The 14,104-nt window shown below is 63.9% G+C and carries 12 protein-coding genes; 4 read left to right on the top strand and 8 right to left on the bottom strand.

All coding sequences use genetic code 11. From position 1 onward, the window contains the following. Positions 1-25: 25 nt before the first annotated feature. The 6 genes from DCO48_RS03745 to DCO48_RS03720 all read right to left on the bottom strand — a co-directional run bounded on the left by DCO48_RS03745 (position 26) and on the right by DCO48_RS03720 (position 5,624). Positions 26-709 (bottom strand): response regulator transcription factor, encoded by a 684-nt coding sequence (locus tag DCO48_RS03745; RefSeq protein ID WP_116549273.1) that lies wholly within the window; start codon positions 707-709, stop codon positions 26-28. A gap of 97 nt (positions 710-806) precedes the next feature. Then, complete coding sequence (locus DCO48_RS03740; RefSeq protein ID WP_116549272.1) at positions 807-1,508, bottom strand: VIT family protein; 702 nt, start codon at positions 1,506-1,508, stop codon at positions 807-809. Positions 1,509-1,577: 69 nt separating this feature from the next. Further along, complete coding sequence (locus DCO48_RS03735) at positions 1,578-2,543, bottom strand: FAD:protein FMN transferase (protein ID WP_116549271.1); 966 nt, start codon at positions 2,541-2,543, stop codon at positions 1,578-1,580. Next, positions 2,533-4,713, bottom strand: a complete 2,181-nt coding sequence (locus DCO48_RS03730; protein ID WP_116549270.1) for a PepSY domain-containing protein — start codon at positions 4,711-4,713, stop codon at positions 2,533-2,535. Before DCO48_RS03730 ends, DCO48_RS03735 begins: the two co-directional genes overlap by 11 nt. A 25-nt stretch (positions 4,714-4,738) precedes the next feature. Then, positions 4,739-5,209, bottom strand: a complete 471-nt coding sequence (locus DCO48_RS03725) for a DUF2271 domain-containing protein (RefSeq protein WP_116549269.1) — start codon at positions 5,207-5,209, stop codon at positions 4,739-4,741. 91 nt (positions 5,210-5,300) lie between these two features. Then, positions 5,301-5,624: a PepSY domain-containing protein gene (locus DCO48_RS03720; RefSeq protein ID WP_116549268.1), complete on the bottom strand. Its 324-nt coding sequence runs from the start codon at positions 5,622-5,624 to the stop codon at positions 5,301-5,303. 132 nt (positions 5,625-5,756) lie between these two features. Here DCO48_RS03720 and DCO48_RS03715 point away from each other — a divergent pair, with 132 nt between their 5' ends. Next, positions 5,757-6,416: a response regulator transcription factor gene (locus DCO48_RS03715; protein WP_116549267.1), complete on the top strand. Its 660-nt coding sequence runs from the start codon at positions 5,757-5,759 to the stop codon at positions 6,414-6,416. Continuing rightward, complete coding sequence (locus DCO48_RS03710; RefSeq protein ID WP_116549266.1) at positions 6,413-7,747, top strand: HAMP domain-containing sensor histidine kinase; 1,335 nt, start codon at positions 6,413-6,415, stop codon at positions 7,745-7,747. Before DCO48_RS03715 ends, DCO48_RS03710 begins: the two co-directional genes overlap by 4 nt. A gap of 158 nt (positions 7,748-7,905) precedes the next feature. Here the strand turns inward: DCO48_RS03710 and DCO48_RS03705 are convergent, their stop codons facing one another. Beyond that, the gene (locus DCO48_RS03705; protein ID WP_116549265.1) at positions 7,906-9,072 is read right to left on the bottom strand and encodes a PLP-dependent aspartate aminotransferase family protein; all 1,167 of its coding nucleotides are present in this window, start codon (positions 9,070-9,072) and stop codon (positions 7,906-7,908) included. Continuing rightward, positions 9,069-10,442 (bottom strand): cystathionine beta-synthase, encoded by a 1,374-nt coding sequence (locus tag DCO48_RS03700; protein ID WP_116549264.1) that lies wholly within the window; start codon positions 10,440-10,442, stop codon positions 9,069-9,071. Before DCO48_RS03700 ends, DCO48_RS03705 begins: the two co-directional genes overlap by 4 nt. Positions 10,443-10,746: 304 nt before the next feature. On the opposite strand from DCO48_RS03700, the gene DCO48_RS03695 reads away from it, so the two are divergent. Both DCO48_RS03695 and katG read left to right on the top strand, forming a co-directional pair. Then, positions 10,747-11,727: a GlxA family transcriptional regulator gene (locus tag DCO48_RS03695; protein ID WP_116549263.1), complete on the top strand. Its 981-nt coding sequence runs from the start codon at positions 10,747-10,749 to the stop codon at positions 11,725-11,727. A gap of 121 nt (positions 11,728-11,848) precedes the next feature. After that, positions 11,849-14,056, top strand: coding sequence for a catalase/peroxidase HPI (katG, locus tag DCO48_RS03690; RefSeq protein ID WP_116549262.1), 2,208 nt, complete (start codon positions 11,849-11,851; stop codon positions 14,054-14,056). Positions 14,057-14,104: the final 48 nt, after the last annotated feature.

The following is a 14,104-nucleotide window of genomic DNA, read 5'->3' as shown; positions in this document are numbered from 1 at the left end:
CGCAATCTTGCTTGCAGCAGCGAGCTCAGTCGTTGATCCAGGCCGACGTGTAGAAGCAGTAGCCGTTGTTGCGCAAGGTTTTCAGCGGCAGTTCCAGGCCGGTCGCGTCCTGCACATTGCGGCGCAGGCGGCGGATCTGGGTGTCCAGGCGCCGCTGATCATAGCTGAGCCAATCTTCGCCCAGCGCCTCGACGATCTGGCGGCGGCCGACGTCGGCGCCGGCACTTGCCATCAGGCGCTGGAGTACCAGGCTGTCCTGATGCGACAGGCGCGCGACCTGGTGGTTGGGCGCGCGCAGCACGCGAGCGCGGCTGTCCAGATGCCAGGTTGCAGGCCTGGGCGCCAGGTTCAGGCGGCGCGCCAATGCTTGCAGGGCAGCAGCAAGCTCTTCCAGGTCACAGCCTTTGGTGAGGTAATGGTCAGCCCCTAGGCGAAAACCTTCTACCTTCTGCACGGTAGCGCCGCGAGCGGTAAAGGCGACGATGCCGAGGTGGCTGCCTTGCTCGCGCAGGGCCCGGATCAGTTCCAGTCCGTCGCCGTCCGGCAAACCCAGGTCGAGTACTGCGAGGTGGTGGCGCTCCGGTTCGAAGGCCCGCGCGAAACCGGCCAGGTCATGCACCAGCGTCACGTTGTAACCGTAGTCAGCGAGGAATTCATGGAGTTCTTCGGCCAGTACCGGTTCGTCTTCAAGGAGAATCAAGTCAGGCATTTCGGGGCGGTACCAGCGGTTCCGGGCAGGCGCCGAGTCTAGTGCGGAGTCGCACAAATAGCGATGACAATGTCGGTGGGGTTGGGGAGGGCACCCGCTAGACCACTGCGCCAAACAAGCGCCCCACCAGTGCGGTAATGCCCATGGCCAACGCCCCCCAGAAGGTCACCCGCCAGGCGCCGGTCATGACATTGGCCCCGCCAGCCTTGGCGGCAATGGCGCCCAATGTCCCGAGAAACACCAATGACATGCCCGATATCCAGGGCACCACCCTGTGCTCAGGCGCGACAAACGTCACCGCCAGAGGCAAGGCAGCACCCACCACGAAACTGGCGGCGGAGGCCAAGGCGGCCTGCAAGGGTTTGGCGGTGAGCGTGGCGCTGATGCCCAGTTCGTCCCGGGCGTGGGAGCCCAATGCGTCATGGGCCATCAATTGATCGGCCACTTGATGTGCCAGTCCGGGTGATACCCCGCGATGCATGTAGATGTTGGCGAGTTCGATGTGTTCGGCTTTCGGGTCGCTGGCCAGTTCTGCCCGTTCGCGGGACAGGTCCGCCCGCTCGGTATCGGCCTGGGAATGTACGGAAATGTACTCGCCAGCGGCCATGGACATGGCCCCGGCCATCAGCCCCGCGACGCCGGTGACCAACAACGTGGCATGGTTGGCGTTGGCGGCCGCGACGCCGGTCAACAGGCTGGCGGTAGAGACAATTCCGTCATTGGCACCCAGGACCGCGGCGCGCAGCCAGCCGATACGATCACTTCGGTGTGCCTCGGTGTGCCTGTGCATGAATTTCATTGTTAAACGGGACTCCCTGCCATTAGAAGGTTGATCTCGGACGGCTTCCGAGCGGGCTGGCAATCGGCCTCAACGGGTTTCAATCAGCGCCTGCAACTGTCCGCCGACAATCGATATTTCTTTGAATTGTTCACCGTCGCGCAGCACGAACAACGCGTCCATCCCGCGCTCCTGAGCCAGACGTGGGCCCTCGGTCTCGCCCAGGACCATCAGCGCCGTGGCCCATGCATCGGCGAGCATGCACGAGGCTGCCACCACGGTGACGGCGGCGAGCATGTTGCACAGCGGCGCGCCGGTGGCCGGGTTCATGGTGTGAGCATAGGACTGATCGGCCACCTCGACCCAGTGCCGATAGTCCCCGGAGGTCGCGATTGAGGCATCGCTGAGATCCATTACACCCATGACTTCACGTACGCCCCGGTTGGGTTTTTCCAGGGCCACGACCCAGCACTGTCCGTCAGCTTTGACGCCTCGGGCGCGCATCTCGCCATCGATACCGACCAGGTAGCGAGTGATACCCAAACCGTCCAGGCAACGGGCCAGTTCATCCACCCCAAAACCTTTGGCGATGCCACTCAGATCAAGGCTCAGCGGCACGCGTTTGCGCACCCGATTGCGTTGTGGTTCAACCACCAATGCGGCGCTGGCTAACGGCCGGGCGCGCGGCGCAGTCGTGCCGATCGCCTGCGCGGTGACCTGATGAACGCTTGGGCCGAAGCCCCAGGCGTTCACCAGGTCACCGACAGCGATGTCGAATGCGCCGCCGGATTGCTGACTGACGCGCAATGCAGCAGACAGCACCGTGGCCAGTTCCTTGGGGACCGACACCCATTCCTGCTCGGGGGCGGCATTGAGGCGGTTGAGGTCCGAGTCGGGTTTCCAGGTGGACATTTGCTGGTCTACCCGGGCCACGGCGCGGGCCAGGCGCTGGCCAACTTCGTCGCTATCGATCCCGGCGCCAGCATAAAACAGGGCAGTGTAGCGGGTGCCCATGGTTTCGCCGTTCAGGCTATAGCGGTGCAACTCAGTAGACATCTTCACGGTAGCGTCCTTGTGCCTTGAGGGTGAGCACGCTGAGATTGAGAGGTGCCAATACTTCATCGAGGGCCTGCATCACGCCTTTGGCCATTTCGCGACTGCCACACACCAGCACTTGGGCCCCTTTTTCAATCAGCCGGCGCAAGGCCTGGGCATCGCTGATTAGCCGGTCTTGCACGTAGCTGCGGTCCGGAACCTGAGAAAAGGCGGCGCGCAATGCCGTGAGGCGGTGGTCCGACAAGTATTGGTTGAGCTCCGGTTCGTAGAGAAAGTCCGAGGCCGGGTTACGCCCGCCCCAGTACAGGTGCATCGGGTGTCGGGCCTTGTTGTTGCGGATAAAGCCGGCCAGAGGACCGATACCGGTACCGGTGCCGATCAGGATTACCGGATGCGTGCCCGATGCCGGACGAAACTGTGGGTTGGGCTGGATGAAGGCGTTGATCTGCGCGCCGATGTCCAGGCCATGAAGAAATTCCGAGCACATGCCACCGTTGTGTTTACGCACACAGATCTCCAGCACGCCGTCTTGGGAACCGCTGGCCAGCGAGTAGAAACGCGGGATCGGGCTGCCCGGGGGCAGAATCCCGAGCAGGTCGCCGGCCAGAAAGCCCGGCAGTTCGCCGCAAGCGTTGAAGCGCAGGACGTGGGTCGGTGCGTTCACGTGCTCGCCATAGGCAATCCGCGCTGTCAGCGCCAATGGATGGGTACGCGGCTGCTGCGGGGTGTGAATCAGTGTCAGCGCCTGCCCCAACACGTCGCTCAACGCGTGGCCCCAGCGCGCAAACTCCTGAGGGGACTGGCGGTTGATGGTTTCCAGCCCCAGCAATGGCGAGCCACCGGCTTGCACCAGTGCGTCCTGCACGTGATGAGCGTACTGACAGAACTGCGCAAACTGACGGTCGCCCAGGCCCAGCACCGCAAAGGGCTGGCCGGGCTTGAGGCCGGTTTTGGCAAGCCGCGCCAGGAACTGCGAAGCCGAGGCCGGCGCATTGCCGTCACCGTGGGTCGCGGTGAGGATGAACAGCCGTTGGGCATTGCGGTAATCGCCGCTCCATTCATTCATTGCCGCGCTGTGCACCTGATGGCCACTCTGCTGCAACGCCTCGTGCAAGGTTTTGGCAAAACCCCAGGTGCTGTTGTTTTCACTGCCCACCAGAATCACGCTGTCGGCGGAATGAGCAGGGCTGTTGTGGCGGATGTTCGGGCCCGCCTTGCGGCGGCGCCACCATGACAGAATACCGGTCACGCTCATCAACGGCACGCAGAGGGCGCAGAGCCCGAGCGACAGGCCCAGCCACCAGAGGCCTTCGCCAGTGTGCAACTGGTAGATCAACGCATAGAGGTTGTGCATCGTGTCGTGGGCTTGATAGGACAGCAAGGCGCCGCTGGCCTGATCCACGTAGCCGTCGCCCTGGGCCGTGCGCAGTGAAAACACATCGCGGGGGTTGCCGGGGCTCGGGTAGACCAGCTCGCGCAGGTCGTTCAAGTCGGTGGCCTGCAAGGCCTGCAGCTTCGCCACTGGCAAGGCCGGGCCAGCGCTGACGTGGGCGGGGAAGGCGGGTTCAGGTTGACTGCCGTCGGCGATAAAACCAAACGTGGTGGCAGACATGTAGAGCCCGCTCAATGCCGACAGCAGCAGCCCGAGCAAGGCCAGTCGCCCGACTTCAGCATGCCAGCGCTGGCTGAACGTGCCCCGCAGCGGCCGCAGCAGGTTGTGCCAGCCACCCAGGCGCCGGGCCAGCAGTAGCGCGCCGGACACTGACAGCGTCAGCATGAACAGGGCACCAGCACCCGACACCCCATGGCCCGGCGTGCCAAGCAACAGTGAGCGGTGCAGGTCTTTTACCCAGCGGGAGAACGCGGATGGCTCGTAAGGGGCAAGGCCTTGGCCAGTCAGTGGGTCGACCTTTTCCGCCCCGGCCTGACCGTTTTGGTTGTAGTAGACGATCACCGTGCCGGACGCCGAGCGCTGGATCTGCTCCACGCCGGTAAAGTGGCTGGCAACGCGCCCGGCCAGTTGGCCGACGTTGAGTTGTCCGGCAGACGTGGATGTGCTGTGCAGGCGTTCCAGCGCCGGCTCGACAGACAGGATCGCGCCGCTGATGGCCAACACCATGACCAACAGGGCGGCGATCAGGCCAGGAAGGGAGTGGAACTGACGAAGCATGTTCAGCCTCCAGAGGTGGCGGGTGCTACAGATCGTAAGTAAAGGCGGCAACGTAGCCACTGCCGGTCGCGGGCTTGCCTGAGCCCTTGGACGTCAGGGGTACGCTGACATCGCCGCGGGCGTCACGTTTGTCCTCGACGGCGCTGTCGATGCGGATCTGATACCCGGCATCAATCAGGGTGTCTGCGAGTTCTACGCTGACGTTGAGCGTGCGCCCACTGCCGACACTGGCGCCGCTGAGCCCATCAAACTCGCTCGGGTTCATCCCGCTGCCACGGGCCCAGTCGCCCAGGTGTTTGTAATATTTGGCCTTCTTGCCGGCCACCCAGAGGGTTTTCTGATATTGGCCATTGGCGTCGGTGACGTAGATCGCCAGGTAGGCATCATTGCCGCTGTAGTCCTTGAGCTGCGTGGTCAGGGTCACTTCACGGGCCTGGGCCAGCGCCGGCAGGGCCATGGCAACGACGAGACAGGTTGCTGCGATAGTTTTTTTCATGACAGTGTCCTTTTGATCGTTAGGTCGAGAGCCTGGACCTGCTTGCTGACAGCAAGCTGAAACGCAGGAAGACTCATCGACAGGTGAGACGTCATTCGGCGAGCGGCCTGCCGAGGTAATCCCTGGCATCGCCGTCGTCACGGAAATGGATCTCGAGTGTGTGCAGGCGCAGCGATGCCGGTGAGTAGCTGGCTTCGATGTCGTTGCCTTTGCGGTCAAGGCCCTTGAGTTCGTAACAACCGTCGTCGACCTTGATGCGCTGCACGCTCCAGCCGTATTGCCGCTCTACCTGCTGACGCAAGGTTTCGCGCGGTTGCCAGTCGCTCACCGGGTCGCTGCAGTCGTCACTGGCCATGGCGTAACCGCTGAGCAGCAGGCTCAACAGCGTGGCATGGGCAATAAAACCTGATTTCATGATCTGTCTCCTGCCGGGGGCGGCGTCTGTGGCATACCCTAAGGGGCATTCCTGACAACCAGCTGAATCTTCAGATTCACGTCAGGTAAGGCGGTTAAGGTGCCGTACGACATTCATCACAGGAGGTGTCAGATGCGGGTTTTATTAGTCGAGGACGCTCCCGGCTTGGGCGACGCGGTGCGCGAGCAGATTGCCGATGACGGTCACGCCGTCGATTGGGTACAGCGCCTGGACCACGCGCGCAATAGCGTGCGCACCACGCCGTACGATCTGATTCTGCTGGACCTGATGCTTCCAGACGGGCGCGGGCTGGACTTTTTGCGTCAACAACGTTCGGCAGGGGACGTGACCCCGGTGATTATCCTGACTGCCCAGGATCAGATATCCGATCGTATCGCTGGCCTCAATGCTGGCGCCGATGACTACCTGGTTAAGCCTTTCGACCTGTTTGAGCTCTCGGCCCGTGTGGCGGCGGTGGCCCGGCGTTATAGCGGCAACCCCAATCCACAGATCAAACTCGGTGATTTGCAGCTCGATATGAGTGCCCGTACGGTGCAGCGGGGCGGTGCGACGGTGTACCTCACGGCGCGCGAGTGGGCGCTGTTCGAGGCGTTTGTGCAGCGTCCCAGCGCGCTGCTGTCCAAGTCGCAGCTTGAAGAGCGGCTGTATGCCTTCGGCGCGGAAATCGAGAGCAATACCATTGAGGTCTACATCAGTCGCCTACGTAAAAAACTCGGGCGCGACCTGATTGAAACCGTGCGGGGCATGGGCTACCGGTTAATGCCCGCATGAAGCCGTCTTCGAGCCTGCAAATACGTCTTGGTCTAGGGCTGACGTTGGGTATGACGTTACTCTGGTTGGTGGCGACAGTTGGCGCCTGGCTGGTGGTGCAACATGAGTTGAACGAAGCGTTCGACAGCGCGCTGGAAGAGACGGCACAACGCATCCTGCCCTTGGCCGTGCTGGAAATCAGCAACCGCGACGAACCACGGACGGCGCAACACGTCGCAACCCTGAAAATGCACAAGGAATACCTGACGTACCTGGTGCGCGATGCCCAGGGCAAGATTCTGATGCAATCTCACGACGCCAACCCGAAGATTTTCAATCGACAACCGACGGAAGGTTTTTCCACTTCTGACAAGTACCGATTGTATGGCGCCAGTGCTTTGAGCCAGACGCTGTTCATCGAGATCGCCGAACCGCTTGGCCATCGTCGTGAAGCAGCGCGGGAGGCCTTGTTGGCTTTGTTGTTACCTTTATTGGTGTTGATTCCGATCAGCCTGTTGGGCACCTGGTTATTGGTGCGTTTCAGCTTGCGCAGCGTGCTGGCTTACCGTCGTGCTATTGAAACGCGCGGTGTGGGTGATCTGTCGCCGATCAAGGTGGCGCACCTGCCGGCAGAAATCGATCCGTTGGCTGAGGCGGTCAATCACCTGTTGGAGCGCTTACGCAACGCGCTTGAGGCCGAGCGCAGCTTTACCGCCAACAGCGCCCACGAACTACGCACACCGTTGGCCTCGACCCTGGCGCAGATCCAGCGGTTACACCAGGAAGCGCCCGACGGTCCGTTGCGAATGCGTGCACAGAAGATCGAGAACGCGTTGCGCGAGCTTTCACGGCTTTCAGAAAAACTCATGCAGCTGGCCAAAGCCGAGGGCGGCGGACTGTTGTCCGAAACGCCACAAGACCTCATTCCGTTGCTTGCCCACGGCGTGGACGAGTGGAACCAACGCAGCGGGCAGCGCATTGAGTTGCAGTTGCCAAGCCAGGCCAGCGTGTACGCGATCATTGATCCGGACGCCTTTGGCATCCTGCTGCGCAACCTGATTGAGAATGCGCTGAAGTATGGTGCAACCAACCAACCGGTTGAAGTCAGTCTCACCGAGCAGGCGCAGCTACGGGTTATCAACAGCGGTCCGGCGGTGCCGCAGCCTATATTGGAGCGCCTGACCGAGCGTTTTGTGCGCGGTCACAGTGAGATCAGCGGTTCAGGCCTGGGCTTGGCGATTGCCAAAACGATCGTGCAGGGGGTAAACGCCAGAATGAAATTGCTCTCGCCGGCAACCGGTCGACAAGATGGGTTCGAAGTCTGTATCTGGTTGCCGCTTGCCCCCTCATAAAAGCCTGCATCCCTCGGCTTGATGTGCTCGAACAGGCGCCATTGTGCCCAGCGTTGGGTATCGTCGTGCAAGCGGGGGGCAGTGGAGCACGCAGATCATCTGCAGCAATCGCGATTTAAGTGGAAAGCCCCAAAGCCCCGTATTTCCTAGCCCGAGCCCTAGACCCGAGCCAAGGCCTGAGCCAGATCCGCACGCAGATCCTCAACGTCCTCCACCCCAACCGACAGCCGAATCAGCGCATCGCCGATCCCCAACTCCGCCCGTGTCGCTGGTGGAATAGTCGCATGGGTCATGATTGCCGGATGTTCGATCAGGCTCTCGACCCCGCCCAAGCTCTCGGCCAGGGCAAATACCTGCACGTTCTCCAGGAAGCGCCGCGCCCCGGCCAGGTCAGTTTTCAGGTCCAGCGAAATCATCCCGCCAAACCCGCGCATCTGTTGTTTGGCCAGTGCGTGATGCGGGTGCGACGGCAACCCGGGGTAATACACCCGTGCCACCTGCGGCTGGCGCTCCAGCCACTGCGCCAGCGCCAGTGCGTTCTGGCAATGGCGTTCCATGCGCAACGCCAGGGTCTTCACCCCGCGCAAGGTCAGAAACGCATCGAACGGCCCGGCAATCGCCCCCACCGCGTTCTGCAGAAAGCCCAGGCGCTCGGCCAGTTCGGGGTTCTGCCCGACCACGGCGATGCCACCGATCACATCCGAGTGGCCATTGAGGTACTTGGTGGTCGAGTGCACCACGATGTCGAACCCCAGCTCCAGTGGCCGCTGAATCCACGGGCTGGCAAAGGTGTTATCGGCCACACAGAGAATCCCCCGGCTGCGGCAGATCCGCGCCACGGCGGCCAGGTCGGTCAGGCGCAGCAGCGGGTTGCTCGGGGTTTCGATGCAGACCATCCTGGTGTCGTCCTGCAGCGCCGCCTCGAACGCATTGAGGTCGGTCAGGTCGACAAAACTGAAGCGATGCCCGGCACTGCGCCGCCGCACCCGCTCGAACAGGCGGAAAGTGCCGCCGTACAGGTCGTTGCCGGAAACGATATGCGAGCCGGCGTCGAGCAACTCCAGCACCGCCGAAATCGCCGCCAGCCCGGAGGCAAAGGCAAACGCCTGGCTACCGCTCTCCAGGTCTGCCACGCAACGCTCCAGCGCCCAGCGTGTCGGGTTGTGCGAGCGCCCGTAATCGAGGCCCTTGTGCACGCCGGGGCTCTCTTGCAGGTAGGTGGAGTTGGCGTAGATCGGCGGCATCAGCGCCCCGGTGGACGGGTCCGGGGCTTGCCCGGCGTGAATCACCCGGGTGGCGAAGGCCGGTTTGTCGTGCTGGCTCATGGCAGGGATCTCCTTAAGTGATTGAGCAGGTCGAATCGGGTAATCAGACCGTGGAAGCCCGCGGCGTCGGCAATGATCGCCACTAGCCCGCTGTCCAGCTCGGCCTGCAACTGGGCCAGGCTGGCGCCGGGGGCCAGGGTCTCCACTTGGCGGGTCATGGCGCTGGCCACGCTCAGGCTGAAATGCGTGGCGTCCTGGTGCACACCGAGGAGAATGTCGGATTCGTCGATCACCCCGACCAACTGCTTGCCCTTGAGCACCGGCAGTTGCGACACATCGGCCAGGCGCATGCGCTGGAACGCGGTGAGCAGGGTGTCGTCGGGGCCGACGCTGATCACCCGGCCGTCTTCGAAGCGCCGTGCGATCAGGTCGCGCAGGTCGCCATAGCGCTTGCGCGCCAGTAGGCCCTGGTCGGTCATCCACTGGTCGTTGTAGACCTTGGACAGGTAGCGGGTACCGGTGTCGCAGACAAAGCTCACCACCCGTTTCGGCGTGGTCTGCTCGCGGCAGTAGCGCAGCGCGGCGGCGAGCAGGGTGCCGGTGGACGAACCGCCGAGGATGCCCTCGGCGCGCAGCAACTGACGGGCGTGATCGAAGCTTTCTTCGTCGCTGATCGAGTAAGCCTGGCGCACGCTGGAGAGGTCGGCAAACGACGGGATGAAATCCTCGCCGATCCCTTCCACCGCCCACGAGCCGGCTGTGCCGAGGGTGCCGCTGCGGCTGTATTCGGCCACCACCGAGCCGAGCGGATCGGCCAGCACCATGGCCAGCGCCGGCTGCACTCGGCGGAAGAACCGGCTCAGGCCGGTGAGGGTGCCGGCCGAGCCGACCCCGACCACAATGGCGTCGACGTCGTGCTGGGTTTGTGCCCAGATTTCCGGGGCGGTGCTGCATTCATGGGCCAGCGGGTTGGCCGGGTTGTTGAACTGGTCGGCGAAGAACGCTTCGGGAATCTCCTGCGCCAGGCGCGCGGCGACATCCTGGTAATACGCGGGATGACCCTTGCCGACATCGGAGCGGGTGATGTGCACTTCGGCACCCATGGCCTTGAGGTGCAGCACTTTCTCGCTGGACATCTTGTCCGGTACCACCAGCACCACCCGATAACCCTTGGCCCGGCCGACCAGGGCCAGGCCCAGGCCGGTGTTGCCAGCGGTGGCCTCGACGATGGTGCCCCCCGGTTTCAGGCGGCCGTCGCGCTCGGCGGCATCGATCATTGCCAGGCCGATGCGGTCCTTGATCGAGCCGCCGGGGTTCTGCGATTCGAGTTTGAGAAACAGCGTGCAGGGGCCGGTGTCGAAGCGGCTCACCTGCACCAGCGGGGTATTGCCGATCAGGGCCAGTACCGCCGGCCCGGAATGGTTGGACATGGGGCGACCTCGCTATTTCGGCTGCGCGACCGTGCGCAGGTAAGGCTTCACGCGGGTAAAGCGTTTGCCGGCACTGCGTGTGCGCGTGTTCGCCTGGCCGGGGTTGAATAGACAGGTTGGCGCGTTCGCCACGCCTGGCGAGAGAGTCAGTATAGGAGGCCTCCCGGCCTTGTGTGGCTCACGTCACGGCCCGATCCGCACCCTCTGACTATCGCGGTTTCAGCGCGGTCGGTACGATGCTGTGCATAACCAGAACAATCAAGCGAGGCCAGCGTTGAGCGAAAGACGGCAATTCAGCGAGTTGATGAAGGGCAAGAACCTGCGCTACCTGGACGAGCGCGGCCAGCCGGCCCGGCAGAGCCGCGTCGGTTTCCTGTTGCTGGAGCATTTTTCCCTGCCAGCCTTCACCCAGGCGCTGGACACCCTGGTCACCGCCAACCTGCTGCGCCCAGCGCTGTTCGCCCCGCGCACGTTCGGCCAGGGCGACGCCGACGTGGTCAGCGACCTCGGCCTGGTGATCCGCCCGGATGCGCGGCTGGAGCTGGCGGCGTTGGCCGAGCTCGACCTGTTGGTGATCTGTGGCGGTTATCGCACCGAACTCAAGGCCAGCGACGAACTCAAGGCCTTGCTGCGTGCCGCCGCCGAGCAGGGCATCGGCCTGGCCGGGCTGTGGAATGGCGCCTGGTTTCTCGGCCTGGCCGGGCTGCTCGATGGCTACCGCTGTGCGATTCACCCCGAGCACCGTCCGGCGCTGGCGGAAATTGCCAGGGGCGCGCAGGTGACCAGCGAAGCCTTTGTGGTCGATCGCGACCGGCTCACCGCGTCGAGCCCGGCCGGGGCCTTCCAGATGGCCCTGGCGTGGATCAAGACGCTGCACGACAAGGCGCTGGTCGAGGGTATCGAGGACATCCTGTCGTTCGAGGCGTCGCGTTATCGGCGGATCAAGCCGGCCCTGCATGCCTCGGTCAGCGCGCCGCTGCGCGAAGTGGTCAAGCTGATGGATGCCAACCTCGAAGAACCGCTGGGGCTGGAGCAACTGGCGGTGTACGCCGGGCGCTCGCGGCGTCAGCTCGAACGGCTGTTCAAGGAACAACTGGGCACCACCCCGCAGCGCTATTACATGGAGCTGCGCATCACCGAGGCGCGACGCCTGTTGCAGCACACCGAGCTGTCGCAGGTGGAGGTGTCGGTGGCCTGCGGCTTTGTTTCGCCGAGCCATTTCAGCAAGTGCTATAGCGCCTACTTCGGCTACACGCCGTCGCGGGAAACCCGGCGGGTGAAATAGCCCGTCGGTCGCTCAGAGAGCGCGGCTATCGTACAGATGGGCAAAAGCGATTTGAAGGAATCGCCAGGCGAATCCAAGCTGATGCTCGTGTTAGCCATCTAACAAGAGTGAGGAGCGCGCCATGTCCACCGAAGCCCAGTGCCCGTTTTCGGGTCACGCCGGTAAACCACGGGCCACCCGCAACGCCGATTGGTGGCCCAATCAGCTCAACCTGAAGATCCTCCAGCAGCATTCGCCGCAGTCCAACCCCATGGACCCCGCCTTCAACTACGCCGACGCATTCCGCAGCCTCGACCTCGATGCGGTGATCAAGGACCTGCAGGCGCTGATGACCGATTCGCAGCCCTGGTGGCCGGCCGACTACGGCCATTACGGGCCGCTGTTCATCCGCATGGCCTGGCATGCCGCCGGCACCTACCGCATCGCCGATGGCCGCGGCGGCGCCGGCAGCGGGGCGCAGCGTTTCGCCCCGCTGAACAGCTGGCCTGACAACGGCAACCTCGACAAGGCGCGGCGGCTGCTCTGGCCAATCAAGCAGAAATACGGGCGCAAGCTGTCCTGGGCCGACCTCATCGTGCTCACTGGCAACGTCGCGCTGGAGTCGATGGGCTTCAAGACCTTCGGCTTCGCCGGCGGGCGCCCGGACACCTGGGAACCGGATGAGGCGATCAACTGGGGCAGCGAGACCACCTGGCTGGGCGATGAGCGCTATAGCGGCGACCGCCAGTTGGCGAACCCGCTGGCTGCGGTACAGATGGGCCTGATCTACGTCAACCCGGAAGGCCCGAACGGCAACCCGGACCCACTCGGTTCGGCGCGCGATATCCGTGAAACCTTCGCCCGCATGGCGATGAACGACGAGGAAACCGTGGCCCTGACGGCCGGTGGCCACACCTTCGGCAAGTGCCACGGCGCCGGTGACCCGGCGTACGTCGGCGCCGAGCCGGAAGGCGCCGACATCGAGGCCCAGGGCCTGGGCTGGGCTAACCAGTTCGCCAGCGGTGTGGGCACCGACGCTACCACCAGCGGCCTGGAAGGCGCCTGGACCGACCAGCCGACGCGCTGGGACGACGGCTATTTCCGCAACCTGTTCGGCTATGAGTGGGAGCTCACCCGCAGCCCGGCCGGCGCCCAGCAATGGCGGCCGAAAGACCCGGCCGCCGCCAGCACGGTGCCCGATGCCCAGGACCCGGGCAAACGCCACGCCCCGATGATGACCACGGCCGATATGGCCATGCGCATGGACCCGGCCTACGAAAAGATCTCCCGGCGCTACATGGCCAACCCGGCCGAATTCGCCGATGCCTTTGCTCGCGCCTGGTTCAAACTCACCCACCGCGACATGGGCCCGCGCTCGCGTTACCTGGGCCCGCTGGTGCCGAAGGAAGCACTGCTTTGGCAAGACCCGCTGCCGGCGGTCGAGCATCCGCTGATCGACGCCCAGGACATTGCCGCACTCAAGGCCAGCGTCCTGGCATCCGGCCTGTCGATTGCCCAACTGGTGAGTACCGCCTGGGCCTCGGCGTCGACCTTCCGTGGCAGCGACAAGCGCGGCGGGGCTAACGGTGCACGGATTCGCCTGGCGCCGCAGAAGGACTGGGCGGTGAACCAACCGGCGCAACTGGCGCAGGTGCTGCAGCGACTGGAGGCGATCCAGCAGGCGTTCAATGGTGGGCAGGGCAATGGCAAGCAGGTGTCGTTGGCCGACCTGATCGTACTCGGCGGTTGTGCCGCCGTGGAGGCCGCGGCGAAAACCGCCGGGGTCGAGGTCAGTGTACCGTTCGCCCCGGGCCGTAGCGATGCGTCCCAGGCGCAGACCGACGTCGAAGCCTTTGCCGTGCTGGAACCGAAGGTCGATGGCTTCCGCAACTACGTTGCCGAGGGTGTGGACGCCAGCGCGCTGGCCGAGCAGTTGCTCGACAAGGCCAACCTGCTGACCCTGACGGCGCCGGAGATGACCGTGCTGGTCGGTGGCCTACGGGTGCTGGGTGCAAATGTCGGGCAGACCCCACACGGGGTGTTCACCCAGCGCCCGCAGACCTTGAGCAACGACTTCTTTGTCAACCTGCTGGACATGCGTACGCGCTGGCAGAAGTCGGCGAGCAACCCGGCGCTGCTGGAGGGGCGCGAGCGCAGCAGTGGTGACCTGAAGTGGACGGGCAGCGTGGTCGACCTGGTGTTCGGTTCCAACTCGCAACTACGGGCGCTGGCCGAGACCTATGCCTGTGCCGATTCGCTGGCGGTCTTCGTGCGCGACTTCGTCAAGGCCTGGAGCAAGGTGATGAACCTGGATCGTTACGATCTGAAGGAGCGGGAAGGGCGCTTGTAAGCCTCTGCTGATGCTGTGTCGGCCCTGGTCGCCGACAAGGCGGGCCCC

The sequence above is a fragment of the Pseudomonas sp. SDI genome (assembly GCF_003105155.1).
Lineage (GTDB): Bacteria > Pseudomonadota > Gammaproteobacteria > Pseudomonadales > Pseudomonadaceae > Aquipseudomonas.
Note: the sequence above shows the minus strand (reverse complement) of the source record. Positions and strands in the feature narration are given on the sequence as shown.

Coding starts and splice junctions, on each gene's coding strand:
- DCO48_RS03720 (WP_116549268.1), bottom strand. CDS start 5,624: ATGAAATCAGGTTTTATTGCCCATGCCACGCTGTTGAGCCTGCTGCTC.
- DCO48_RS03745 (WP_116549273.1), bottom strand. CDS start 709: ATGCCTGACTTGATTCTCCTTGAAGACGAACCGGTACTGGCCGAAGAA.
- DCO48_RS03735 (WP_116549271.1), bottom strand. CDS start 2,543: ATGTCTACTGAGTTGCACCGCTATAGCCTGAACGGCGAAACCATGGGC.
- DCO48_RS03725 (WP_116549269.1), bottom strand. CDS start 5,209: ATGAAAAAAACTATCGCAGCAACCTGTCTCGTCGTTGCCATGGCCCTG.
- DCO48_RS03695 (WP_116549263.1), top strand. CDS start 10,747: ATGAAGGGCAAGAACCTGCGCTACCTGGACGAGCGCGGCCAGCCGGCC.
- DCO48_RS03705 (WP_116549265.1), bottom strand. CDS start 9,072: ATGAGCCAGCACGACAAACCGGCCTTCGCCACCCGGGTGATTCACGCC.
- DCO48_RS03740 (WP_116549272.1), bottom strand. CDS start 1,508: ATGAAATTCATGCACAGGCACACCGAGGCACACCGAAGTGATCGTATC.
- DCO48_RS03715 (WP_116549267.1), top strand. CDS start 5,757: ATGCGGGTTTTATTAGTCGAGGACGCTCCCGGCTTGGGCGACGCGGTG.
- DCO48_RS03730 (WP_116549270.1), bottom strand. CDS start 4,713: ATGCTTCGTCAGTTCCACTCCCTTCCTGGCCTGATCGCCGCCCTGTTG.
- katG (WP_116549262.1), top strand. CDS start 11,849: ATGTCCACCGAAGCCCAGTGCCCGTTTTCGGGTCACGCCGGTAAACCA.
- DCO48_RS03710 (WP_116549266.1), top strand. CDS start 6,413: ATGAAGCCGTCTTCGAGCCTGCAAATACGTCTTGGTCTAGGGCTGACG.
- DCO48_RS03700 (WP_116549264.1), bottom strand. CDS start 10,442: ATGTCCAACCATTCCGGGCCGGCGGTACTGGCCCTGATCGGCAATACC.